Raw genomic sequence first — 24,681 nt, 5'->3', positions numbered from 1 at the left:
GACAGTGTAATCGCCCGCCGCCGATTTATCCGCACTTTTCCCCCCGATACACTGCTCGCCTTCAACCGGAGGCACCATGTCTTATCGCAGCAAAGTGGCAATCGTCTATCTGCTCGGCTTTTTCGTCGATCTGATCAATATGTTTATCGCCAACGTCGCCTACCCCGCCATCGGCCAGGCGATGCGGGCGTCGGTCAGCCAACTGGCGTGGGTCAGCAACGGCTATATTCTCGGCCTGACACTGGTGATCCCGCTCAGCGCCTGGCTGGCGCAGCGCATCGGCGGGCGGCGGGTGTTCCTGCTGTCGCTGGCGCTGTTCATGCTGGCCACCTTCGGCGCCGGCAACGCCGACAGCATCGGCGCGCTGATCGGCTGGCGCACCCTGCAGGGCATGGGCGGCGGCTTGCTGATCCCCATCGGCCAAACGCTGACCTATCAGCTGTACCGCAGCCATGAACGCGCCGGGCTGTCGGCGGCCATCATGTTGGTGGGGCTGCTGGCGCCGGCACTGTCACCGGCGCTGGGCGGCTGGCTCGTCAATCGGCTGGACTGGCGCTGGGTGTTTTTCGCCAACCTGCCGCTGGCGGCCCTGGCCCTGGCGCTGGCGGCGCGGTGGCTGCGCGCGGAAACGTCGGCGACGGCGCGCAAACCGCTCGACGGCAAAGGACTGCTGAGCGCCTGCGCGGCGCTGACGCTGCTGCTGCTCGGCCTGACCCGGCTGAGCGAGACCGGCCATCAGGTTTCCGGTGCGGCGCTGCTGGCCGCCGGCCTGCTGGTGCTGGCGTACTATCTGCGCCATAGCCTGCGCACCCCGCAACCGTTGCTGAACCTGCGGCTGGTCGGCGATCCGCTGCTGCGCAACGCCATGGCGGTTTATTTGTGCATTCCCGGCCTGTTCATCGGCGTCAGCCTGGTGGCGATGCTGTATCTGCAAAACCAGCTGGGGATGCCCGCCGCACAGGTCGGCGGCCTGATGCTGCCCTGGGCGCTGGCGTCGTTCCTGGCCATCACGCTGACCGGCAAAACCTTTAACCGCCTCGGCCCGCGGCCGCTGCTGATCGCCGGCTGCCTGTTGCAAGGCGCCGGCATGCTGACGCTGGCGCAGATCGACCAGGCCGGGCAGCACGCGTGGCAGATCGCCGCCTTCGCCCTGATGGGGTTTGGCGGCAGCCTGTGCAGCAGCACCGCGCAGAGCAGCGCGTTCCTGCAGATCCCCGACGCTCAGCTGGCGGACGCCAGCGCGCTGTGGAACATCAACCGCCAGCTCAGTTTTTGCCTCGGCGTGGCGCTGCTCAGCCTGCTGCTGAATCTGCTGCTGACCGGGCTGCCGCCCGCGGCGGCCTACCGAACCTGCTTCATTCTGGCGGGCGCCAGCGTATTTATCCCGCTGTTGCTGTGCCTGCGCCTCGCCAACCGCGCCATCGTGCGCCAACTCAACGCTCAACAGGATGCTTTATGAACCCGTATTTTACCGAAGTGATCGACGCCCACATCGCCATTGAACGCTGGCTGGGCAAAGGGGCTGGAGAAGAGCAGGCGCTGCTGGCGCGCTTTACGCCGGATTTCAGCATGATCGCGCTGAACGGCGCTCCGCTGGATTTCACCGCGCTGTGCGCCTTTTTCCGCGCGCATCGCGCCGCCAAACCGGGATTGGAAATCGTGATAGAAGAGATGAAGCTGGTGGCCGAATGGCCGACGGGCGCGGTAGTCAGCTACCGGGAAAAACAGAGTCTGCCGGGACAAAGCGCCACGCTGCGCCACTCCACGGTGGTGTTTGAGCGTCTGCCCACCGCGCTCGGCTGGCGGCATTTGCACGAAACCGCCGCGGCACAATAATCACAGGAAGCTGCCGGCCAGAAACAGTTCCCAACCGACGACCACCCCGCACAGAGTTACCGCGCTGAAAATGACTTCAAACAGATAGCGATTGATCATCGTGCGTAGCCTCAAAAGAAGACACCCGGATGAACCGGGTGTCTGAAATACGGGCTGGAGAGTGCGGAACCTCTCGGTCCCGCAAACATCACTTAATTAAGCTTTTTTACCGGCTTTTTTGTGGTGTTTTTTAGCGGCCTGAGCTTTCTGCACTGGCGCTTTTTTGTGGTGCTTTTTAGCAGCCTGGGCTTTCTGAGCTGGCGCTTTTTTGTGGTGCTTTTTAGCGGCCTGAGCTTTCTGGGCTGGCGCTTTTTTGTGGTGCTTAGCTTTTTTGTGGTGCGTTGCTTTAGCTGGCGCTTTTTCAGCAGCAGCCGCCGGCGCAGCAGTGGTGGTGGTCGTAGCTGGCGCGGTGGTGGTAGCCGGAGCAGTAGCTGCAGTATCAGCAGCGAAAGCAACAGAAGACAGACCCATAGTGGCAGCAACGATCAGCGCTAATACTTTTTTCATCTTTAAATCCTCAGAGTGTTGTTTCGGTAAGCTCCGGTGGAGCCGTTGAAACAGATACTAGTGGAATCAAACGGCCGTTTCCGTGAGTGATTGGTTTCGCCGAGTAACCAAATGTACAGCCTCGGTGAACGCTGTACATTGGCATCCGTCTTTCTCCGTTTACCTGCCGTCGGCGCCGCTAGAAACGCGAGTCAACGGCCTCGGCCAGCATGGCCAGCAACTGCTCGCTATCCGTCCAACTGAGACAAGGGTCGGTGATCGATTGCCCATAGGTCAGGGCCTGCCCCGCAACGACCGGCTGCGAACCTTCAATCAGAAAACTTTCCGCCATGACGCCGGCTACCGCATGCGACCCCGCACGAATTTGCCGGCAAACCTCTGCGGCGACCGCCAGTTGGTTGCGCGCTATTTTCTGGCAGTTACCGTGGCTGAAATCGATCATCAGATGCGCTGGCAGGTTACATGCCTGCAGTCTGTCGCAGGCGGCGGCAATATCCGCCGCATGGTAATTCGGGATTTTCCCCCCGCGCAAAATGATATGCCCGTAGGCGTTGCCCCTGGTCTGATAAACCGTCATCTTCCCATGTTTATCCTGCGAGAAAAACGTATGGCTGTTGCGAGCGGCCCTAATGGCGTCAATAGCGATAGTGATATTGCCGTCGGTGCCATTTTTAAACCCCATAGGGCAGGACAACGCTGAAGCCATTTCCCGATGTACCTGACTTTCCGTCGTTCGTGCGCCTATCGCTCCCCAACTGATCAGGTCGGCGATATAACGCCCCACCACCACATCCAAATACTCGGTGGCGGTGGGCAATCCAAGCTGATTGATATCCAGCAGCAGCCGGCGCGCCATTTCGATGCCGCGACTCACCTGACAGCTGCCGTCCAGCGCCGGGTCGGAGATTAATCCCTTCCAACCCACCACCGTGCGCGGTTTTTCGAAATAGGTGCGCATGACGATTTCCAGCCGATCCTGATAGAGCTCACGCTGTGTCGCCAGTAGCCCGGCATAGTCCAGCGCAGCGCTCCGATCGTGAATCGAACAGGGGCCAATCACGACCAGTAATCTTTTATCTTCCCCGTAAAGAATGCGTTCGATACGTTTACGCGCCGCAATGACATTATCGATAATGTCGGCGGAGGCCGGTAATTGCCCCGCTAATTTATCGGGTGTCACTAAACTGTCGATACGCAATTCATCTATTTTGTACATAATGTTCCCTAGTACACTGGTGTACATGTTTATACGATGAAATCTTTAATAAACTTGTAAGAAAGACTTTTATGGAGAGCGCATTTTTTGGCGGTGATGAATAACAGATCGGACAGTCTGTCTTTTAAGGCTTCACCGCACGTTTTAACCCCCATAATATCCTTGGTCACTTTGAATTGAATATACGCCAGCAGGTCATGCTTATAAGGATAAGTCGCCCCCAACCGGTCGGCGATCACCATGCCTGACACCACAGCCCCTTCATGTCCGCCCAGACTGGTGTCGACACCGCAAAACCACATGTTGGCGCCACCCTGTATTTCTCTCAGACGCGTCTTGTGCAAGAAATCGCCAGGCTGCTGTTTGGCCACGCGCCAGCGACAGGTTTTTACCCGTTTTTGCGGATCGATAGGCACTTTGGGGTCGAGAGTCACCAACAGTGGCGTAGTGAGATTCCGGTACGGTGATAACGCGTTAATCACCCGGGTTACGCTACCTGCTGGCGTTCCCTCAGGCGAGTCAGTGAACTGCCGGAAATTGAAGTAGTGCGGCACCGCCTTCTCCCCCAAATAACGCGTGTCATGGTGAGCTACGCTCTCGATATCGTGATAGGCAAAGTGGGACAGGATCTCCCGTTGCTTTGCCGTCGCCTCCGCCAAAAGCGATAGAGTGACCTCCGCAGAGGTGGCGAAAATCACCGCATCGAACATCTCCTCTTTTCCCGCATGGCGCAACGCAACGCCTTTGCCACGGGGTTTTACCCACTCTACCGGCGTATTCAGCCGCAAACGCTCCCCCAACGTGTCGGCCAGGCTTTGCAGGTAGCGATTCATGCCGCCGTCTACCTTGCGCCAATAGCCGGGGGCAAAGAACGAAACCAGATTGGCGTTGAACGACAGCGCGAAAAACATCAGCGGATAACTGCGCAGATCGACATTGCAGCCGGTAGAAATACTGATCATCGGATAGAGCGCCTGATAACTAAACCCGGGCGAATAACCGTTTTCCGCCAGGTAATCCGCGATCGACATCGTTTTATAACGCGCGTCGCCGGAGCTCATCACCTCCGACATGCCCAGTTGAAAGCGGCTAAACTCGTCCTGCATGGCCTGGCGCATGGGGCCATCGCAGTGAACGTTGCTCCAGTATTGCGCTTCTCCGGGAAAACGGGCGTGGAACGACGAAGGCGCCACGTAGTTTTCGATGCCCAAATATCGCAGCAAATTAAATACGTTCGGCGCAACGCGTTCGTTAAAGTATTCCACCCCCATATCCACGGGAATGTGTTCTTGTTCACCGGCGTCAACAGAGCACGTATAAACGTGCCCGCCGATATAATGGTTTGCTTCAAACACGGTCACATGATGCCGGTCGCGCAACAGCCAGGCCGCTACGGTGCCCGCTGCGCCGCCACCGATAATGGCGATATGTTTTTTCTTCATTGTGGTAACGCCTCCCGCCTCGGCGCACGCAGCCAATGCAGACACCGTTTAACGCCCATGCGTCTTTGCGTAAATTTTACTTCTATCAATTGCAGCCTCCATATTTTCAACGCCATAACGCGACTGATTGGATAACGTTCACAATATAAATTTCGCGCCTGCTCCTCATGTTCCGCAGACAACGGAGTAATATGAGCCTGATATTGCACCCCTTTCATCGACATCATTGACTTCACCGATGAAACAATGGTGCCGGAAACCATTGGTGCCTTGAGCATTAACTGCGAGTGGCGTGAATTGATATCGCTCATCAAATACAACACCATCTGATCTTTTTGGAATTGATAGAAACAGCTTGCCGACCACACCGCCCCTTCCGCAGCGACACTGAGCGTTAATACACGCTCCTGATTAATGAATTGGCATATTTCACGTAATTGCTGTTCGTTATTCATGGCCTCTCCTTAGCATGATCCCCGGATGATGCTCTGGATGCGTTGATAATATTCCCTGCAACCCGCCGCTCAGGTGTGTTGCAATATTTGCTCCGCAATCGCGTTGGGATTTTCGCCGCTGACGATCAGCGATACCGGGATCTTGCGCTGCAACTTCGCACTGATAATGCCTGCCGAAATCACGGCCAGCGCCGAATTGCCGCCGCGGTCGAAAAAGCTCGATGTAGCATCAAACGCTTTGCGGCCCAGCGTGGTCGCGAATACCTGACAAACCGTCTCCGCGATGGCTTGCCGTTGGGCGCTGTCTCGTGCGGGCAACGCGCTATCGATGTGATGATGCAGCGTGTTGCTCCAGCAGGGATCGGGCAGGGATTTTCTGTCGAACTTGCCGTTCGGCTGGAGAGGAAATTCAGGCAGTACCACAAACAGATCCGGCACCATATATGCGGGCAGCTTATTACCCAATATGTCCTCCAGAGACGCTTTGCTCAATGACGCCTGGCTGACGATATAAGCGGTGAGCATATCTTCGCCCTGTCCTTCAAACGGTCTGGCGGCGACCACCGCGCCCGCGACGCCGGGGATATTTTCCAGCTCTTGCTCGATCTCGCTCACACCGATGCGATTGCCGCGGATTTTAATTTCCCCTTCTCCGCGCCCCAGCCATTCGATTTTTCCCGGCTCGCGCAGGTGAACGCGATCCCCCGAGCGATAAAGCCTCATGCCGGTTTGCGGGTGAGTGATAAATACTTTTTCCGTGCCCTCGCGGTTACCGTAATAGCCTTGGGCCAGACCGTGCCCGGAAATATAGAGTTCACCTTGCTCGCACGGCTCAAGCGTTTCGTTCAGCACGTGCAGCTGGGTATTCGCCAGCGGTTCACCGATGGAAATATAATCCGCGTCCCACTCAACGCATTCGCACGATGTCCAGACCGTCGCTTCCGTCGGGCCATACAGATTCCATAGTTTGCCGCAGGCCTGGCTCAATTTTTTCGCCAACGCCAACGGCAGCGCCTCCCCACCGGCCAACAGCGTCACAGAGGTATCGGGACGCCAGCCGGTCGCCCACAAAATTTTCCATAGGCTCGGGGTCGCCTGAACGAAATGGCTTTGCTCAATCAGCGGGAGAATGCCTTCGATGGCGCTCACTTCATCATTGGTCGCCAACAGGACCGTCCCACCAACGCTCAGCGGCAGCAGCAGCTCAAGGATGGAAATATCGAACGCCACGGTGGTATGCGCCAAAAAGACATGGGACGAGCGCACTGCCAACCGTTCGGCAATGGCGGTTAAGAAGTTGCTCAGCGCCTGGTGGCTGATGCTGACGCCCTTGGGCTGTCCGGTCGAACCGCTGGTAAACAGGATGTAAGCGATGTCATCGCACCGCCTTGCCACGCAAACCACCTTCCCCGCCACGCCAGGTACGGGATACGTCACGTTATGGTGCAACTGCCGCGCCAGAACGCTCTCGTCCGGATGAGCGAGCAGCACTTTCGGCTTGGCGACGTCGACGTAGCGTTCCAGCCTGGACAGCGGATAGGCGGGATCCAACGGGACAAAGGTCGCCCCGAGAGCCAGTGTGGCGACCATCGCCGGGATCAGCCACCGATCGCGATGCAACAGCAACCCGACGACATCATTCGGCCCAACACCGACCTGCGTCAGCTGGCGCTGTACGGCAACCACGCGCCGTTCGAATTCGGTGTAATCCATGCGGCTCTCGCCGTTGATTAGCGCGGTTTTCTCTGGATGCTGCACGATTGACTGTAGAATCAGCTCGGCCGCGTTGCCGGTTTCGCTGATATTCACACTGCTGTTTCCTGTCGTCATGTCTGGCATGAGGAGCTCCTGTTGGCAAATCATGGAGAAACGCGTTGGCGCCGTTATTCAACCGCCGAGAGAGACGACGAGATATCGTCGACCCATTGTTCATCACGAAATGAGGCCGATACGCCGCCGAAATCCAGATTGAGGCTGCGTAAGAACGGTCCGATGCAAATGACGTCCGCCACACCGAAGCTTTGCATCTGCCGGATCATCGCCGGCACGGACAGCGTTTCCGTTTCGCCGCGCACGCACATCTGTTTGACGCCCTGCGGATCGTTAACCACGCCGATCTCCGGCAAACAGGTCACCACCGGATAACGCGGCGCAGGCAGCGTGCAACCCTGCAAATACGCGGCGACCTGCTCGGCGATCCGTCGGCGATAAGGGGTGTGATACGCCGAGTTGCACAGCGCCGGCGGTAGCACCTCCAGCACGCCGGAACCTTCCTGCCCGCGCCCCTCCAGCGTCCGACGCAAACCGGCGACCATCAACAGCGAGCCGATGCCTTGATGAATCAGGCCATAATCGACGGCGATGCGCATTTCCGGCGGTTGGTGGTAGAAAGCGCGCCCGCCTTCTTCCATCACCATGACAAATCCCACCGTTTCGTCATCGGCCTCAGGCATGTCGACCCGCAGGCGGATCAGCGCCGTTGCGTCGTCCAGAGTCAACCCGCCGGCCACACAGAGCGCGGCCACTTCACCAAGACTGATGCCGCCTACGCAGCTCGGCGCACCGCGTTGTTCAATGATGTCGTCGGCAATGCCCAACATGCCGGCGAGCAACCCCAGCGAAACCACCTGCATGCATGAAGCGTCATCAAGCAGCGGCGTCTTACGCAAGATCGTGTCGACGTCCACACCGGCGGAGCGCGCAACCTGTCCGAAGCGGGCACGAACCTGAGGGTGGGTATCGTAAAGACGCTGCATGTCTTTCATCATGTGGGAAACATCCGCAGGTCCAAAAATCAACGCATAGGGGGTGGTCACCATGTCTCTCCTTTAGTTTTATTTTCTGCCCAGGATGGCGCGACGCGAAATCCCCGATTGCACATCAGGAAATCACTTAGGTAGGCATCGTGGGGCACCGAATGGGCCATCCAGGTTGTGGGAATATCACCGATATAAACATTGCTGATGCTGGCATCGGCCAAAATCGGCGCCAGCAGCCGGGATTGCCGGGAAAATACCGTCACGGCCAGAGAGCCGGACAGCATCGGTGCGGTGCGCATCGCCTGATACGGCGCGACCGTCACGCAGGGGAAAGGCAACTCGCGCTGCACCCGCGGATCGTCAGGTTCAGTGACTTCGGTCACCAGCGGATGCAGCACGTAGCCTTCCGGCGTCGGGTCAACCTCAACGGGCAAGTCGAGCGCGCTGCGCAGCCAATCCACCGTTTGCCGCGATGCGCGCGGCAACGCCTCCGACGGCAGCTGTTGCAGTGCCAGCCTTAAACGCCGACAAAAGTCATGTGCATCGCCCTCCACCAGCACCGCGCTGGTCGACACGCAGGCGGCGCCGCCAAGATCGGTCATTGACCTCGCCACCAACGCGGCCGCGTCATCCAGGCAAGCGTCGGCGCCGACGACAATCTTGGCGCGCCCCGGCCCCTGTACGCGTACCCGGGGATGGAGACGGTATTTATCCACAATGTCCTGGCCGCCATACGCCAACGTCAGGTCGGCCGACGCCACCAGTTCGTCCGCCCCGCGATAGTCCGTGGGGATCAGCGCCGCATAATGCGCCAGGCCGGCTTGCGCCATCGCGCAGACCACCCGTTGCGCCGTGAAGGGTTCGCGCGTAGAAGGCCTAACGAGCGCACGGTAGCCCAGCGCCACCGCTTGCGGCCACAGCGCATGAATGCCCGGCCCGTTGCCGGCGGCCAGCACGGCGAAAATGTCGCCTTTGCGGCTGAATAAGCTGCATCCGGCCAGCGCCTGCGCATCGTGCCGCGACCAGCAGGCGCCTTGCGGCCTGCCCGCATCGATAATCTGCGGCATTTCGCGCAACGCCTGCGCGATCGCGGCCAGGGCGTTTTGCATCACCGCCGCCGGTAAGCCGGTGGTGCGGCGCACCCGCTGGCAATACGCATCGGGCGACAGCCCCGCGACCGCGTCATATTGGAAACTATCCGCCGCACGCGCCATCGCGGCATGAATTTCCGCCAGGGGGAGCGCGGGGGCTTCTCTCATCGCGCCGATGGCGCTATGGATGTAAACCGGCGGGGCGACCGCCATTTCCGCGACCGGAGCGCCGCACAGATCGTGGATCGCGACGCGCCGCCGAGTAGCGTACTCGCGCCCCAGCGCCACGGCCTCAATCCGCCCCACCGCCGCCGAGCCAAGAGGAGTGTTCATGGTTAATAAACCCCCTCGATAACCACGCGCCCGTCAATGGCCGCCAACGGGCCAACGTCGCTGACCGACGCGCCGGGGAAATCGTCGTTGCGCGGTCGGCGCACCGCAGTGTCACGCTCCAGGATATTGGGGAAGAAGGCGTAACGACTGAGATGATGCATGATCACTCGCCCGCATTCGCCAAACTGCACGGGGTGCAGCGTTTGCGGATCGACCACCTCCAGCAGGATATAGGGTGCGAAACTGTCGAAAATCACCGAATCGTCGGCACTCGCCGGGCAGCGCGCCTTGGCTTCCCCCAGGATCATCGTGCTGCCATAGCTGGCGTTGATCGGCACCGCCGGAAACACCTCCGTTTGCAGGAACGCCAGAGTATCGGGATCCATTTGGGTGCCGCCCCAGGTGATCTCTTTCAGCGTCCGGTTCATATACGCCACCAGCGCCGGACGTTGCGCCATCCGCTCCAGAATCGGCGGTGTGGCGATAAGGTACTGGATAGACTGCGTGTACAGGATATCCTCGGCCTGTTCGACGATATGTGCGGCATAGGCTTGCATCCCTGCCATATCATTGCGCTGAATGCACTTTTTGACCCAGCGCGGATCCAGATCGACGGTAAAGCACAGCCCACCTTTTGCCCGCGCGCGACGGGCATTTATCGCGCCGACGATATGCGGGCCGGTCGGAACCAGTGCCAACGTATTGCCGGGCTGTTCGTCGGCGCCGGGCCGCTGACCGGATAAACGCCAGCTCACCAACTCGTCCAGCCACTGCTCAAACACCACGATGCGTTTCGGCTTGCCGGTAGTGCCGCCGCTTTCAAATACGCCCGCCAGCGCCGAGTCATGCAAGCCACGCGGGATCAGCGCGTCTATCGAGACATCGCGCAGACGATCGGCAACATCGGGGAAACGCGCCAGATCGGCGAAAGTGTTAACCTCATGCAGCGGATCAAAATCGAGCGATTGGCGCATATCCAACCAGAACGGCGCGCCGGTTTGCGGTGAAAAATGCCATTTCATCATTCCCGTCAGGTGGGAAGTAAAATCAGGTAAATTCATCATATTTTCCCATGGTTACGGCTGTAGCCAGGCGCTTCGCCATTCGTTCCGGTGATACTCAGCCCGCAAACGCCGGTGCAGGCGATCCGAACTGGCGGCCCAAAACTCCACCGTTTGCGGTATCAGTTGGTAGACGGCGAAACGATCGGGGCAGGGCAATGCCCCCGCGTCCTCGAGGGCCTCGGCCGCCCGACGCAACGTCTCGCTGTCCAACAACGGTTCACTTTGGTGAGAGACCGTCGACATCGCATGCAACGGAATCGGCCGTTTTTCCCAGACCGCCCTGGCCGTGGCCTGCGGCAGTTTGACCACCCTGCCGCTGACCGAGAGCTGCCGCCCCAGTTCTTTCCAGTAGAAGTGAGCGCAAGCGTGGGGATGGCTGTCGATATCCTGGATCTTGCGGCTACAGCTGTGGGTGGCGAACAGAATGCCGCTCTCGGCAAAATCGAGGATCGCCATAACGCGCGAACTCATTTCCCCCTGCGCATTGGCGGTCGTCAGCACCATCGCGCGCGGTTCTCTGACCTGTTCGCGTATCGCTTCCCGCACCCAGGCGCAGGCGAGCTCAATCGGCTGGTTCAGCCGCGTATGGAAAGGCAAAAAGTCCGTATCCACCTTGCCGCTGACACTTTCAAACGCACTGCTTCCCATTTTTCCTTCTCCTTCAAATCGCGTAGGTGCCCTGCGCTACCTGGATGGCGTGCCCTCCGGCATACAGCCGGTACGCCCCTTCATCCCTTTGCGCCATGCCGTACATTTTTGACGGGTGCCCCATTTCCACCCCCTGCCAGATTTCCAACGACTGGCCATAGTCGCTCCAGCCGTGCCGTGCCAGATGCAGCGCCAAAGGCCCGGCGGCCGAGCCGGTCGCCGCGTCCTCCACGACGCCGTATGCCGGTGAGAACATCCGCAGGCGCCAGCGATTGCCGTCGCGGCAGAAACAGAGCGCGGCCATGTTTTCATGCTGCGCCAAGGCGCGCTGATCGGGGTTGAGCGATGCCAGCGTCTGCATGTCGGCGACGCCGACAAAGACGTGGCGCGGCCCGACGTCGTACTGTTCAATCGGCAAAGTGCTGTGCGTCACCCCCAGCGCGAGCAGCAACGCTTCAGCTTGCGCATAGGGTTGGATGAGCGGCGACGGCTGGAGCATATCGACATGGGCGACCGGGAGATCGCTGCGCAGCCTGGCATCTTCCAGCGTGAAGGGGAAAACGCCCTTCGCGGTTTCGATATTCAGGGTGGTTTTTTGCAACCGAAGAGACAGCGCCAGCGCCGTGCCCAGCAGCGGGTGGCCGGCGAACCCCAGTTCGTTCACTGGTGTAAAAATGCGGACATGCGCGTCGCCGCCGCGGCGAGGGCGCGACACGAACGTGGATTCCGAGAGCCGCATTTCCGCCGCTATACGCTGCATGGTTTCCGGCTCAAGATCGTCACAGTCGAAAAATACGGCGACCGGATTGCCGGCCAGCACGCGATCGCTGAACGCATTTACGATGACATAGTGGTGCATGTTTCCTCCCGACTCAGCAGAGACGCCCAGGGCGCGATAATCGACTCATTCAGGCAAGATGCGGCGACGGTGAACCGCAGCCGCACATCCGGCGGCCGGCCGATCGCCTCAGCGGCCGCATTCAGCGGCAACGCCGCGAGATCGGGCTTCTCATCACGCCACACCATCGCCGCTCCCCAGCGCGGCGGCGCCTCATTCATAATCCAGTATTTGGCCTGCAACGCGCCGATTCGCTGCCAGGCGGCCAGATCGACCTGCTCAAGCTGCGCCTGCAGTTGCCCGATGTCCGGCTCGCCCGGCGCCAGCTCCCACCACACGCATTCCATGATCATGAGGCCACCACCTGTTGGATTGATTCATAAAGGATCCGTGGCCCATCGATGGTCAACACCGACTCGGGATGGAACTGCATGGACGAAAAGCGCGGTCCGCGCAGGCCATAAATTTGGCCGGTCGCCTCATCCCGCGCGACGCGAATCTCGCCATACTCGCTGGCCAAGGCATTGCTGGCCGCCAGCCCGGTGAACGTGTTGTAAAACCCCACGCGTTCGACCTTGTCAAAGAAGGGGATCTCTTTTTGTATCCCCTGATTGGGTGACGCCAGCGCGACTATCGGATACCCCAGGGTGGCGCACAGAATCTGATGGCCGAAACAGATCGCGATAAAGGGTTGGCCTTGTTGCATGGCGGTCTGAATCAGCGTGCGGCTGCGGATCACCCGTTTGTCGTTCAGATCGCGCGGATCGCCCGGCCCTGGGCCGATGACCAGCAGCTCATGCGGGTTGGGTTGGAGAAGAGAAGCGTAATGCGCGAGCCGGACGTTGAATCCCATTGCGCGCAGCTGATACTCCATCATCGAGGTGAAAGCGTCTTCGTTATCAATCAGCAGCACCTCGCCCCGACAGCGCCTCGCATTCTCACCGGTGTCATCACGCCAAAAGGCGGCCAGACGATGATTGTGCTTTTGCAGCGCGACAGTGACTTGTTCATCCTGAAAAATGGACGTCGACTCGCCATTCAAGCCCATGGCACACTGTAACGCGGCGGCCTTCGCCCGCGTTTCCGCCGCTTCGGCGACAGGATCCGAGGTACGAACCAACGTCGCTCCCAACCCGATGGTCAGCGCGCCCGTCGAATCAATTTCACTCGTCCTGATCAGGATCGCCGAATCGATCGTCGGCTCACCGCCCTCAGAGCCCAGCAAGGCGGCAAAGCCGCTGTAGTAACCTCGCCCGGATGACTCATATTTAGCGATAACGCGCGTCGCGTTTTCCAGCGGGCTGCCGGTGACCGTCGGCGCAAACATGGAAGATCGCAAAATCTCCGGCATCGGCAGCGATGAATGCCCCTCGAGCCGATAGCCGGTATGCACCAGACGCGACATCGGCGTTAAGAAGGGGCCAAACGTTTTGACGTCGGCGTCGCAGATGCGGGTCATCATCTTCAGTTCTTCATCCAGCACCATCGACAGCTCATCCTTCTCCTTCTCATTGGATAAGAAGTCGATCAGCCCTTCACGAGTCGGCCCGGTGGCGGGATAGCGATAGGTGCCGCTGATCGGCGTCATGGAGACCCTCTGTTGCTGCAGGGTGATGTGCCGCTCCGGCGATGCGCCTATCAAGGTGACATCGCGGCACTGAATGAAAAAGGTCCAATAAGCGCCGCTTTCTTGCAACAGCAGGTTTTTAAAGAGAGTTAATCCCGTTTCGCAACCATAATCTTCGAAGGCGGCGGTAAAGGCGCGGCGGATAACGAAATTAGCCCCCTGGCCGGTGCCGATCTCCCGTTGAATGACTTGAGCGACCGTGTCCGCATACTCATCGTCGGAAGGCTCGAACGCGGCGGCGTTCACCTTCAACAGCGCATCGGGCAGCAGAGCCAGAGCCTCATGGAGCGGCACTTTACTGCTGCGCGCATTGACGAGCGCAATGAGCGGTTTTCCGTCGTCATTAACGGCGTAGCCCCGTTCAGCAATTTGCCGATACGGCGCGACCAGCAGCGTTTGCCGCCCGTCGCCGCCGTCAGCATTCGCCGGTAAATCCGCCAGATCTTGCAAACTGTTCAGATGCCGTTCTTCCCCCGTGATCACTTCGATTTCGGGAATCGCGCCGCGCCCGCATCTGAATAACAGCGCAAACGATTCATGGGTGCTGCCATGCCGCAGCAAAGAGGTGATTGCCGGATCTGTATTCATGCCATCACCTCGTCCACCGATAATATCGACGCACAACATGAAGCGGCGTAAGTCAGCATGCGTTGATGGGCCACCTGAGAAAAATCAGCTATCGCGTCCCGCGCCAGAAAGACCTCAATATCTCTGGAATAAGCATCCAGGGCGGTGGTTAAAATTCCAATTTGCGCATAGACGCCACATATAATTATTTGATCACGCTGCTGGTCAGAAAATATATTGGCAAGCTCCGAAGAGAAGAACGCACTATATCGCCATTTTTTCAATACCGGCTCTCCCGGTTGGGGCGATAATAATGGCGTAATTGCCGTATGCAACGGATCGGCATCCATGCCAGCCCCCCAGAAATCGTAAAGCAATCCGCGCTCTTGGGCGCTCATGCTGCCTTTCTGGCCGGTGTAAACCACGGGGACGGCATGTTTTCTCGCCCAGGCCAACAATTGCGCACAGTTCGCCAACAAGGTATTGCGTAATAACTCAGGCAACGGGTTAAGGAAGAAATTTTGCATGTCGTGAACTAAAAGCAAACTTCTGGCGGGAGTCATACGCCAGTCTACTTTATTTGGTATTGACGATGCCAACGAGCTGAGATCATAGTCTTCTATATCAGGTATAGCCATGTCATATCCCCAGTCTTATCAGGACGTAAAAAGGAATCACATAAAAACGAGATAAAGATGAATCAATGAAAAAAGGATATTAGGTCGGAATGCCTTCTCTGATTATTTCCGGCACATCAATACCCAGTGCGCGGAATTGCTGACAAGGATTCATAAACTCACGTTGAAGGATGATTTTTCCATTTTTAAACTGGAAGTAATGAATGAAGTGATTTTGATAAAACCCTTTTGGGTAGCCCTTAAAATTAATCTCTCCTTTCCCGTCACATTCAACCCAAAAAATATCCGGATCCTGCGTATCGAATATCTTCACGTTGTACCAACGCCAGTCGGGAAAGCAGGTCAACGACCATACCGCATGTTTAGCCAACTGCTTTTTGCTTTTGATAACGACCGGTTCACCGCTGTCCGTAGTCCAAAGCCCCCCGCATCCCTCCTCGTCAAACAGTTCGTGCCTGGATAAACGGGCCTGCCCGTAAGTATTCATATACTGTTCGACAATATTGCGATTGCTCGCGCGCACTTTACTTTCCATCATCACTGCTCCTTAATTCCATATAAAATGAGACAGCATTCTTGCTTTGATTATGCGATGCCAGCCAGACGTTGTTGCCCATCCTGAATGATCAACGCATTTAACGACTCACCCAACAGCAGCCGCAACGGCGGCGTATCCGTATCCACCAGCGTCATCATCGGTGCCACGGCGGCATCGGGAACGGCCAATGGCAAACGCGGCCAACTCTGCTGCATCATCTGCTCGTGAGAGGGATAGGCCTGCCCGCGTTCCGGGCGCACAGCCGAACTGCCGATCCAATCGGTAAGGTGGGGGCCAGGTTCCACCAACGTGACATTGATGCCAAACGCCTTGACCTCCTGAGCCAGCGTTTCGACCATGCCTTCCACCGCCCATTTTGTCGCGTTGTACATCGCCATGCCGGGCAACGCCAGCAAACCGGCAATGCTGGAGATCTGGATCATGTGCCCATGCCCTTGTCGCCTTAAATACGGCAGCACCGACTGAATGACCCACAGCGACCCCAGCAGATTGGTTTCGACAATCTGTCTGGCTTCCTTTTCCGGCACGTCTTCCAACGGGCAAAACAGACCGTAACCGGCATTGTTCACCACAACGTCAATGCGCCCGAAAGCGTGAAAGCCGGTTTCCACCGCTGCCGCCACGGCGGCGCGATCGCACACATCCATCTTCACCGGCAAGAGGCTCTCGCCGTACTGAGCGGCCAGATCGGCCAATTTCTCCGGCTCACGCGCCGTAGCGATGACGCCATCCCCCCTTTTTAGCGCCGCCTCCGTCCAAACACGGCCAAAACCACGAGCCGCACCGGTGATCAACCATATTTTTCTCACATGCTTCTCCTTGCATGCTAAGACGAACTCATGGGCCGATGTTCATCTCCCCCTAAAGCAAAGCGGTGTGACAAACCGACACCACTAACGCCACCTGTAGGTAAAGACAAAATCGGCCCGGCCGATTACAACTTCTCGATTCCGCTGGTGTCCGTCGCGCACAGGCGAATGCGGTGCCCGTCCGGATCCAGTGCCACAAAGGTGTAGCCAAACTCCAGCCTGCTCGGTGGCAACGCCATTGGGACATTGCGCGCTTTAAAGTCGCGGTAAATGGCGTCGACCTCTTCAATCGAAATATCACTCAGGCACAACTCAAACCCGCCGAATGCCGGTTGGGGCTTAGGCTCGATATCGTGCTTGGTTTGCAACCCTAAAATAAAACCATCTTTTAACGAGAACACGGAAAAACCGGGAAAAGCCTCGATCGGCCCCTCACCAAAAATAGCTTTGTAAAACGCGGTGCTGGCTTCGACGTTGTCAACGTACAAAATCACACTATTAGGCTTGAACATACCACTCCTCCTGTAAACAGCTTAAAGTCAGATTGATTCAATAGAGCTAGATGTATTTCAAATGCAAATGATTAAATATGAAATTAATCACCATAAGAAAGAGTAAGATTGAGGGGAAAGACAAAGATTTATGAGATAACCGCAGGAAAAACCACATCAAAAGAAGCAGGATTTTGCTATTCCTACCGGCACGAGATTGCCTGTGAGAACCAACCGGACAGTCAATGGCGTTAGCTATAACGTCAAGTATAAATATATTACCCTGATAATTAATAACTTGCCCACTCATCGTAAAACCTTCCTTATGGATGGTGTTTTATAATAACCAGCAAGAACTATTTCCTTCGCAACATCTGTTATGCTTTCTAATGCTTTGTTACCACGAGAATGCTTTACACATCGACAAATGTATATAAATTTTACACGCAGATCGTTTTTTGTTGATATAGATCAACAAACCGCTTTTCAGCAGGTTTTTTTATTGAAATGAACAATAATGATTATTTAATTAGATACACTTTACAGTAGGTGGCAAAAAATGGGGGCAACAATGGATGGTACAGCGACTCCACAGGGTCAGTTCAGCAAAGAAAGTATCGCCTTCTTAAGCGAAGTTAAACGGCAAAACAGCAAAGAGTGGTATGACAACAATAAGTCTGCATATAAAATACATTTATTGGAACCTTTTCAACATCTCGTTGAATCACTCACCCCGACGATGCAAAGAATCGATCCTTGTATTGAAGTCAGCCCCGCGATAGGCAAGACCGTATCCCGCATTTATCGGGATACGCGCTTCTCCAAAGACAAGTCCCGCTTTCGCGACCGAATGTGGCTGACGTTTAAACGCGATAAAAAGCACTGGATTGATTCTCCGGTTTATTTCTTTGAAATCAGGCCAGAGAGTTTTTATTACGGTTTGGGCTATTACGCTGCAACACGGGCCACGATGGACCGCGTAAGAGAAAATATTCTCCGCCGCGAAAATGAGTTCCGGCACGCCACGGCACATCTTTTACCGGTGTTTGAGTTGGCTGGCGAAGCGTACAAACACCCCTTGCAACCCGATCAGCCCGAAGAGATCGCCACCTGGTATAATCGGAAATCTTTCTCGGTCATGCAAGAAAATCACGATATTGCCGAGCTATTCAACCCACAGTTAGTTAATACGCTGGCAGAAGCCTTTACCCAGTTGGCACCGCTTTATACCTTCCTGATCCGCGTTGAAGAAGAGAAGAATAGCGACGTCGAGCAACAGCGTTCACGATTGTTCGGATAATCGCGCCGCGTTTTTTCCGTGATCGGCCACGCAAATCTCGGCATGGTCTACACTTAAAACACGTGTGTCGAATGGAGAGCCGAATGTTTAAGAAAGCGGAAAGAACCGAACGCGACATCGATCAGGACGTGACCCTATTGGCCGATACGTTGGATGAAGTGTTGCGTGAGTCCGGCGACAAGACCCAAGAGGAACTGAAAGCGCTGCACAGCAAGGCGAAAGGCGTGCTGCGCGACGCCCGGTCGCGGTTCAATGGCTCCACCAGTCTGACACAGCATGCGCGCGACGCGGTCGATCAAGCCGACAGCTATGTGCGTGACAAACCTTGGCAGGGCGTAGGGATCGGTGCCGCCGTCGGCATCGTGCTCGGCGTGCTGCTGGCCCGGCGTTAACACCCCTGCAGTCATAAAGATAAAACAGATGTGCGTCTGGCCCGCGGAAATCGCGGGCCGTTTAATTTAGGCGTTTGAACAGCTGCGCCAGCCCCTGCACCGCCCGCTCCGTCTCCTCTTGCCGAGTGAAATTGGCGAACCCCAGCAGTAACCCCTGCCCCGCCGGATGGTCGATTCGCCAGTCCGATAACGCCTGCGCCGCCAGCCCCTGCTGCCAGGCTTGTGCCGCCAACGGCGTATCCGCCACCCCGTCACGCAGCCGGGCCAACAGCTGAATGCCGCCCTGTTGCGGCACCGCTGTCAGCCACGTCCCCAGCTGCCGTTCCAGCGCCTGCGTCAGCCACTCGCGCCGCTGGCGGTACAGCGGCCGCATGCGTTTCAGGTGGCGGTAGAAATGCCCTTGCCGGATAAAATCCGCCACGCCGGCCTGCAGCAGCGGCGGGCAGCCGCAGCCACGTAGCCGGCTGCTGCGCGCAAAGGCCTCCGTCAGGCCGGCGGGCACCACCAGGTAAGCCATGCGCAGCGCCGGGAACAGCGTTTTGCTGAAGGTGCCGGCGTACAGCACCCGCCCCTGAACGTCGAGGCTCTTCAGCGGCGGCAGTGGCCGCCCGTGATAGCGAAACTCGCTGTCGTAGTCATCTTCCAGGATCCAGGCCCCGCGCTGCTGCGCCCAGTCGAGCAGCGCCATGCGCCGCGCCAGGCTGAGCGAGACGCCGAGCGGGCTTTGATGGGTCGGCGTCACCACCGCCAGCCGCGCCTCAGGCGCCGTCAGCATACCGGCGGCCACGTCCATGCCTTGTTCATCCACCGGCACGGCGAGCGGCCTGACGCCGGCGGCCCGCAACAGCGGGCGCGTGACCGGATAGCCGGGATCTTCTATCCATACCGCGTCGCCGGCGTGCAACAGCGTCTCCACCACCCAGTCCAACAGCGCCGGATAACCGGCGCAGAGGAAAATTTGCTCCGGCCGACAGCTGATGCCGCGCGACAAATGCAGATAATGGGCGATCGCCTCACGCAGTTCAGGCAGGCCGCCGGCCGGCGGCAGCGCCAGGGAAGCCACCGTGGAACCGCGCAGCCGGCGGGCGACAATGCGCTGCCACAGCGCCCGCGGAAACGCATCCAGCGCCGGCACGCCCAGCTGGAAAGGCTGCAGCATGCCCTGCGGCTGCAGCGGATCCGGCGCTATCGCCGCCAGCGGCGGCGCGGCGGATACCGCGCCCGGCGGCACATGCGGCAGCTGCGGTGAAACATAGGTGCCCGCCTGCCCGCGGCTCTGCAAGAAACCTTCGGCAATAAGTTGCGCGTAGGCGCTTTCCACCGTGGCGCGCGCCACGCCCAGATCGCTCGCCAACCCGCGCACCGAGGGTAACCGGCTGCCCGCCGCCAGGCTGCCCTGGGCGATGGCGTCTTTAATCCGCAGGTAAATCTGCCGGTACAGCGGTTCGGCGAGCCGGCTGTCCAGCCGCAGCGTGGTCAGGAAAGTTGGCATTATGGCCCGGTTAAATAATCATTTTATGGCCCTATAGCATAGACCATAAGGCCGCTAAAGTAGCGCCATGATTTCGTTACTACCGATTGAGGTTGACCATGATTAAGCAACGTTTGAACTATGCCGAGCTGGCGCCCGCCCCGTACAAAAATATGGTAAGCGCGCTGATGGCGCTGGAGAAAGGTGCCCTGGACAAGGCGACCATCGAGTTGATGTTTATGCGCGTTTCGCAGATCAACGGCTGCGCCTACTGCCTGGATATGCACGGCAAAGCGCTGCGCGAAAGCGGCTTCAGCCATGCCAAGCTGGATACGCTGGCGGGCTGGCGCGTCAGCCATGAGTTCAACGAGCGCGAGCGCGCCGCGCTGGAATGGGCCGAGTCGGTGACGCTGATCGCCGCCACCGGCGCGCCGGACAGCGCTTTCGAGGCGCTGAAGGCGCACTTCAGCGATGCCGAGATCGCCGATCTGACCTTCGCCATCAGCATCATGAACGCCTTCAACCGGCTGGCCGTCAGCATGCGCCAGTAATGCGTTCTCTTCCCCCCTCTGCACTGAGAGGGGGAATTTCTCACCCGCAAAAATTTTTTCCCTCGCCTTTTCCAGCCCCGGCGCGGTCTGCGCCTTCACCCTTACAAAACACCATATATGGCGTGGTTGATAAAATAAATATCAACATATAGTATTTTATAGGTCAGCCGCAGGGAGTGTCGTTCGGTTGATAACGCCGTCAGAAACGCCAGGAACAATGCTCCGTTATCTGACTTGTCCGCCTTTCCTTCAGCCTAAAGGTAAATGCGAATCATGAGCATTATTATTTACAGTAAGCCGGACTGTGTCCAGTGCAACGCCACCTATCGCGCATTTGATAAACAGGGGATTGATTATCAGGTGGTCGATCTCACCCTGGATCAGCAGGCGCTGAACCACGTTAAATCCTTAGGTTATCAGCAAGTTCCGGTAATTATCGCCGGAGACGATCACTGGTCCGGATTCCGGCCGGACAAGATCGGCGCGCTGGCGCTCACCTGCTGAGGCCCGCCGATGAATCCGCTGGTTTATTTCTCCAGCAGCTCGGAGAACACCCATCGGTTCGTTGAGAAACTGGGCCTGCCGGCGATCCGCATTCCGATCGCCGGCGCCCGCAGCAAGCTGCTGATGGAACACCCCTTTATCTTGATCGTACCCAGCTATGGCGGCGGCAGCGCCGTCGGCGCGGTGCCGATCCAGGTGATCCGCTTTCTCAACGTTCCGCAAAACCGTTCATACCTGCGCGGCGTCATCGCCGCCGGGAACACCAACTTCGGCGCGGCGTACGGCATCGCCGGCGACATCATCGCCAAAAAATGCCAGGTGCCTTTTTTATACCGCTTTGAGCTGCTCGGCACGACGCAAGACGTTGAAAACGTTAGACAGGGAGTAACCGCATTTTGGCAACGACAGAACTGACCAGGCCCGAAACGGGCGCGCTGGATTACCATTCGCTCAACGCGATGCTCAATCTTTACGATGCGGAAGGCCGGATCCAGTTCGATAAAGATCGGCTGGCGGCGCGGCACTACTTCCTGCAGCACGTCAACCAAAACACCGTGTTTTTCCACAACCTGGAGGAAAAGCTGCGCTATCTGGTGGAGGAAGGCTACTACGAGCCGCAGGTGCTGGCGCAGTACGAATTCCCGTTTATCAAGCAGCTGTTTCAGCAGGCCTACGCCAAAAAATTCCGCTTCGAGACCTTCCTCGGCGCCTTCAAGTACTACACCAGCTATACGCTGAAAACCTTCGACGGCAAACGCTATCTGGAGCGCTACGAAGATCGGGTGTGCATGGTGGCGTTGACGCTGGCGGCGGGCGACACCGGGCTGGCGCAGGATCTGGTGGAGGAGATGATTTCCGGCCGCTTCCAGCCGGCCACCCCGACCTTCCTCAACTGCGGCAAACGCCAGCGCGGCGAGCTGGTCTCCTGCTTCCTGCTGCGCATCGAAGACAATATGGAATCGATCGGGCGGGCGGTGAACTCCGCGCTGCAGCTGTCGAAACGCGGCGGCGGCGTGGCCTTCCTGCTGAGCAATATTCGCGAGGTGGGCGCGCCGATCAAGCGCATTGAGAACCAGTCCTCCGGCGTCATTCCGATCATGAAAATGCTCGAAGACGCCTTCTCCTACGCTAACCAGCTCGGCGCGCGCCAGGGAGCCGGCGCGGTTTACCTCAACGCCCACCACCCGGACATTCTGCGTTTTCTCGACACCAAGCGCGAAAACGCCGACGAGAAGATCCGCATCAAAACGCTGTCGCTGGGGGTGGTGATCCCGGATATCACCTTCGAGCTGGCGAAGAACAACGAAGAGATGTACCTGTTTTCGCCCTACGACGTCGAACGGGTGTATGGCGTGCCGTTTTCGGAGATTGCCGTCAGCGAGAAGTACCGCGAGATGGTGGACGACAAGCGCATCCGCAAGTCGCGCATCAACGCGCGCGAGTTCTTCCAGGTGCTGGCGGAGATCCAGTTCGAATCCGGCTACCCCTATGTGATGTTCGAGGACACGGTTAACCGGGAGAACCCGATCGCCGGGCGGATCAACATGAGCAACCTGTGTTCGGAGATCCTGCAGGTCAACCGCGCCAGCACGTATCACGAGGATCTGAGCTACGATCGCATCGGCAAGGACATCTCCTGCAACCTCGGCTCGCTGAACATCGCCAAAACCATGGACGCGCCGGACTTCGGCAAGGCGATCGAGACCGCGATCCGCGCGCTGACCGCGGTGGCCGACATGAGCGATATCCGCTCGGTGCCGTCGATCGCCGAAGGCAACCGCAGCGCCCGCGCCATCGGTCTGGGCCAGATGAATCTGCACGGCTACCTGGCGCGCGAGCGCATTTTCTACGGCTCGGAAGAAGGCATTGACTTCACCAACCTCTATTTCTATACCGTGGCCTATCACGCCATCCGCGCCTCTAACCGGCTGGCGATCGAGCGCGGCGGCGCCTTCGACGGCTTTGAGCATTCCCGCTATGCCAGCGGCGAGTACTTCGATAAGTACACCGAGCGCGACTGGCTGCCGCAGACCGAGCGGGTGCGCGAGCTGTTCGCCGCCGCCGGCATCGCCATTCCGAACCGCGACGACTGGCGCGCGCTGCGCCAGTCGGTGATGCTGCACGGGCTGTACAACCAGAACCTGCAGGCGGTGCCGCCGACCGGTTCCATCTCGTACATCAATAACGCCACCTCCAGCATCCACCCGATCGTTTCGCGCATCGAGATCCGCAAGGAAGGCAAGATCGGCCGCGTTTACTACCCGGCGCCCTACATGACCAACGACAACCTGGCGTATTACCAGGATGCCTATGAGATTGGCCCGGAAAAGATCATCGATACCTACGCCGCCGCCACGCAACACGTCGATCAGGGGCTGTCGCTGACGCTGTTCTTCCGCGATACCGCCACCACCCGCGATATCAACCGCGCGCAGATCTACGCCTGGCGCAAAGGCATCAAGACTATCTACTACATCCGCCTGCGCCAGATGGCGCTGGAAGGCACCGAGGTGCAGGGCTGCGTGTCCTGCGCGCTGTGAGGCAACTTATGACGACCGTAACATCGGCGCCGCTGGTGCGCGCCATCAACTGGAACATCATCGAAGACGACAAGGATCTGGAGGTGTGGAACCGCCTGACCTCCAACTTCTGGCTGCCGGAGAAGGTGCCGCTGTCCAACGATATCCCCTCCTGGGCCACGCTGACGCCGAAGGAGCAGCAGCTGACCATTCGGGTGTTCACCGGGCTGACGCTGCTGGACACCATCCAGAACACCGTCGGCGCGCCGGCCCTGATCGCCGATGCGCTGACGCCGCACGAAGAGGCGGTGTACTCCAACATCAGCTTTATGGAGGCGGTGCACGCCCGCTCGTACAGCTCAATCTTCTCCACCCTGTGCCAAACGCCGGACGTGGACGACGCCTACCGCTGGAGCGAGGAAAACCGCGCGCTGCAGAAGAAGGCCGGCATCATTCTGGCGCACTATCGCAGCGACGATCCGCTGCTGAAGAAGGTTGCCAGCGTGTTCCTCGAGTCGTTCCTGTTCTATTCGGGCTTTTACCTGCCGATGTACTGGTCAAGCCGCGCCAAGCTGACCAACACCGCCGATCTGATCCGCCTGATCATTCGCGACGAGGCGGTGCATGGCTACTATATCGGCTATAAATTCCAAAAAGGGCTGGAGAAAGTGGACGCCGCACGGCGCCGGCAGGTGAAAAACTTTGCCTTCGATTTGCTGCAGGATCTGTATGACAACGAGGTGCGTTACACCGAGGAGCTGTACGACGGCGTCGGCTGGACGGAAGACGTGAAAACCTTCCTGCACTACAACGCCAACAAGGCGTTGATGAACCTCGGGTATGAGGCGCTGTTCCCGCCGGCGATGGCGGAGGTCAACCCGGCTATCCTGTCGGCATTGTCGCCAAACGCCGATGAAAACCACGACTTCTTCTCCGGCTCCGGTTCGTCTTACGTCATCGGCAAGGCGGTCAACACCGAAGATGAGGACTGGGATTTCTGAGGACTGGCTGGCCGTATCAGGAAA

At 58.2% G+C, this 24,681-nt stretch carries 26 protein-coding genes; 9 read left to right on the top strand and 17 right to left on the bottom strand.

The genetic code is table 11. From position 1 onward, the window contains the following. Positions 1 to 76: 76 nt before the first annotated feature. Complete coding sequence (locus REA38_RS17210; RefSeq protein WP_308886307.1) at positions 77 to 1,459, top strand: MFS transporter; 1,383 nt, start codon at positions 77 to 79, stop codon at positions 1,457 to 1,459. After that, the gene (locus REA38_RS17205; RefSeq protein ID WP_308886306.1) at positions 1,456 to 1,836 is read left to right on the top strand and encodes a DUF4440 domain-containing protein; all 381 of its coding nucleotides are present in this window, start codon (positions 1,456 to 1,458) and stop codon (positions 1,834 to 1,836) included. Before REA38_RS17210 ends, REA38_RS17205 begins: the two co-directional genes overlap by 4 nt. Positions 1,837 to 2,031: 195 nt before the next feature. On the opposite strand, the gene asr is transcribed toward REA38_RS17205, so the two are convergent. From asr to REA38_RS17125, 16 genes are all read right to left on the bottom strand, one after another. After that, on the bottom strand, positions 2,032 to 2,382 hold the full coding sequence (gene asr / locus REA38_RS17200; protein ID WP_308886305.1) for an acid resistance repetitive basic protein Asr: 351 nt from the start codon (positions 2,380 to 2,382) through the stop codon (positions 2,032 to 2,034). A 178-nt stretch (positions 2,383 to 2,560) separates the two neighbouring features. Further along, the gene (locus REA38_RS17195) at positions 2,561 to 3,598 is read right to left on the bottom strand and encodes a 3-deoxy-7-phosphoheptulonate synthase (protein WP_308886303.1); all 1,038 of its coding nucleotides are present in this window, start codon (positions 3,596 to 3,598) and stop codon (positions 2,561 to 2,563) included. A gap of 29 nt (positions 3,599 to 3,627) precedes the next feature. Further along, positions 3,628 to 5,040, bottom strand: a complete 1,413-nt coding sequence (locus tag REA38_RS17190) for an FAD-dependent oxidoreductase (RefSeq protein WP_308886302.1) — start codon at positions 5,038 to 5,040, stop codon at positions 3,628 to 3,630. Further along, positions 5,037 to 5,495 (bottom strand): hypothetical protein, encoded by a 459-nt coding sequence (locus tag REA38_RS17185; protein ID WP_308886300.1) that lies wholly within the window; start codon positions 5,493 to 5,495, stop codon positions 5,037 to 5,039. The genes REA38_RS17190 and REA38_RS17185 overlap by 4 nt, the downstream gene beginning before the upstream one ends. Before the next feature lie 69 nt (positions 5,496 to 5,564). After that, positions 5,565 to 7,334, bottom strand: a complete 1,770-nt coding sequence (locus tag REA38_RS17180; protein ID WP_308886298.1) for a non-ribosomal peptide synthetase — start codon at positions 7,332 to 7,334, stop codon at positions 5,565 to 5,567. A 44-nt stretch (positions 7,335 to 7,378) separates the two neighbouring features. After that, positions 7,379 to 8,314: a hypothetical protein gene (locus REA38_RS17175; protein WP_308886297.1), complete on the bottom strand. Its 936-nt coding sequence runs from the start codon at positions 8,312 to 8,314 to the stop codon at positions 7,379 to 7,381. Next, positions 8,308 to 9,678 carry an aldehyde dehydrogenase family protein gene (locus tag REA38_RS17170; RefSeq protein ID WP_308886296.1) on the bottom strand — a complete coding sequence of 457 codons (1,371 nt, stop codon included), beginning with the start codon at positions 9,676 to 9,678 and terminating at the stop codon, positions 8,308 to 8,310. Before REA38_RS17170 ends, REA38_RS17175 begins: the two co-directional genes overlap by 7 nt. Positions 9,679 to 9,680: 2 nt before the next feature. Next, a complete protein-coding gene (locus tag REA38_RS17165; protein WP_308886295.1) occupies positions 9,681 to 10,739 on the bottom strand; it encodes a phenazine antibiotic biosynthesis protein in 1,059 nt (352 codons plus the stop codon). A 15-nt stretch (positions 10,740 to 10,754) separates the two neighbouring features. Then, on the bottom strand, positions 10,755 to 11,390 hold the full coding sequence (locus REA38_RS17160; protein WP_308886294.1) for a pyridoxal 5'-phosphate synthase: 636 nt from the start codon (positions 11,388 to 11,390) through the stop codon (positions 10,755 to 10,757). A gap of 13 nt (positions 11,391 to 11,403) precedes the next feature. Beyond that, positions 11,404 to 12,249, bottom strand: coding sequence for a PhzF family phenazine biosynthesis protein (locus tag REA38_RS17155; RefSeq protein ID WP_308886293.1), 846 nt, complete (start codon positions 12,247 to 12,249; stop codon positions 11,404 to 11,406). Beyond that, entirely contained in the window at positions 12,228 to 12,581 is a 354-nt protein-coding gene (locus tag REA38_RS17150; RefSeq protein WP_308886292.1) for a hypothetical protein, read from the bottom strand. The genes REA38_RS17155 and REA38_RS17150 overlap by 22 nt, the downstream gene beginning before the upstream one ends. Continuing rightward, positions 12,578 to 14,443 carry an anthranilate synthase family protein gene (locus REA38_RS17145; protein ID WP_308886291.1) on the bottom strand — a complete coding sequence of 622 codons (1,866 nt, stop codon included), beginning with the start codon at positions 14,441 to 14,443 and terminating at the stop codon, positions 12,578 to 12,580. Before REA38_RS17145 ends, REA38_RS17150 begins: the two co-directional genes overlap by 4 nt. Continuing rightward, positions 14,440 to 15,060, bottom strand: coding sequence for an isochorismatase family protein (locus REA38_RS17140; RefSeq protein WP_308886289.1), 621 nt, complete (start codon positions 15,058 to 15,060; stop codon positions 14,440 to 14,442). The genes REA38_RS17145 and REA38_RS17140 overlap by 4 nt, the downstream gene beginning before the upstream one ends. A 79-nt stretch (positions 15,061 to 15,139) precedes the next feature. Next, positions 15,140 to 15,598, bottom strand: coding sequence for a PhzA/PhzB family protein (locus REA38_RS17135; protein ID WP_308886288.1), 459 nt, complete (start codon positions 15,596 to 15,598; stop codon positions 15,140 to 15,142). Between the two features lie 47 nt (positions 15,599 to 15,645). Then, positions 15,646 to 16,428 (bottom strand): SDR family NAD(P)-dependent oxidoreductase, encoded by a 783-nt coding sequence (locus REA38_RS17130; protein WP_308886287.1) that lies wholly within the window; start codon positions 16,426 to 16,428, stop codon positions 15,646 to 15,648. Between the two features lie 125 nt (positions 16,429 to 16,553). Further along, positions 16,554 to 16,940, bottom strand: a complete 387-nt coding sequence (locus tag REA38_RS17125; RefSeq protein WP_308886286.1) for a VOC family protein — start codon at positions 16,938 to 16,940, stop codon at positions 16,554 to 16,556. A gap of 550 nt (positions 16,941 to 17,490) precedes the next feature. On the opposite strand from REA38_RS17125, the gene REA38_RS17120 reads away from it, so the two are divergent. Both REA38_RS17120 and REA38_RS17115 read left to right on the top strand, forming a co-directional pair. Further along, on the top strand, positions 17,491 to 18,219 hold the full coding sequence (locus REA38_RS17120) for a DUF2461 domain-containing protein (RefSeq protein WP_308886285.1): 729 nt from the start codon (positions 17,491 to 17,493) through the stop codon (positions 18,217 to 18,219). 83 nt (positions 18,220 to 18,302) lie between these two features. After that, positions 18,303 to 18,611 carry a YqjD family protein gene (locus REA38_RS17115; protein WP_308886284.1) on the top strand — a complete coding sequence of 103 codons (309 nt, stop codon included), beginning with the start codon at positions 18,303 to 18,305 and terminating at the stop codon, positions 18,609 to 18,611. Between the two features lie 61 nt (positions 18,612 to 18,672). On the opposite strand, the gene REA38_RS17110 is transcribed toward REA38_RS17115, so the two are convergent. After that, entirely contained in the window at positions 18,673 to 20,106 is a 1,434-nt protein-coding gene (locus tag REA38_RS17110) for a PLP-dependent aminotransferase family protein (protein ID WP_308886327.1), read from the bottom strand. A 95-nt stretch (positions 20,107 to 20,201) separates the two neighbouring features. On the opposite strand from REA38_RS17110, the gene REA38_RS17105 reads away from it, so the two are divergent. The 5 genes from REA38_RS17105 (at position 20,202) to nrdF (ending at position 24,657) form a co-directional block, all read left to right on the top strand. Beyond that, on the top strand, positions 20,202 to 20,633 hold the full coding sequence (locus REA38_RS17105; protein WP_041036428.1) for a carboxymuconolactone decarboxylase family protein: 432 nt from the start codon (positions 20,202 to 20,204) through the stop codon (positions 20,631 to 20,633). A gap of 273 nt (positions 20,634 to 20,906) precedes the next feature. After that, positions 20,907 to 21,137, top strand: coding sequence for a glutaredoxin-like protein NrdH (gene nrdH, locus REA38_RS17100; protein ID WP_033654333.1), 231 nt, complete (start codon positions 20,907 to 20,909; stop codon positions 21,135 to 21,137). 9 nt (positions 21,138 to 21,146) lie between these two features. Beyond that, entirely contained in the window at positions 21,147 to 21,551 is a 405-nt protein-coding gene (nrdI, locus tag REA38_RS17095) for a class Ib ribonucleoside-diphosphate reductase assembly flavoprotein NrdI (protein WP_033649781.1), read from the top strand. Continuing rightward, the gene (gene nrdE / locus REA38_RS17090) at positions 21,533 to 23,677 is read left to right on the top strand and encodes a class 1b ribonucleoside-diphosphate reductase subunit alpha (RefSeq protein ID WP_072021607.1); all 2,145 of its coding nucleotides are present in this window, start codon (positions 21,533 to 21,535) and stop codon (positions 23,675 to 23,677) included. Before nrdI ends, nrdE begins: the two co-directional genes overlap by 19 nt. 8 nt (positions 23,678 to 23,685) lie before the next feature. Further along, positions 23,686 to 24,657: a class 1b ribonucleoside-diphosphate reductase subunit beta gene (nrdF, locus tag REA38_RS17085; RefSeq protein WP_033635683.1), complete on the top strand. Its 972-nt coding sequence runs from the start codon at positions 23,686 to 23,688 to the stop codon at positions 24,655 to 24,657. The last annotated feature ends 24 nt before the right edge of the window (positions 24,658 to 24,681 follow it).

Origin of the sequence: Serratia sp. MF1(2023), assembly GCF_030954545.1 — a bacterium.
Classification (GTDB): Bacteria; Pseudomonadota; Gammaproteobacteria; order Enterobacterales; family Enterobacteriaceae; genus Serratia; species Serratia sarumanii.
This window is presented reverse-complemented; position numbering and strand designations above follow the sequence as displayed.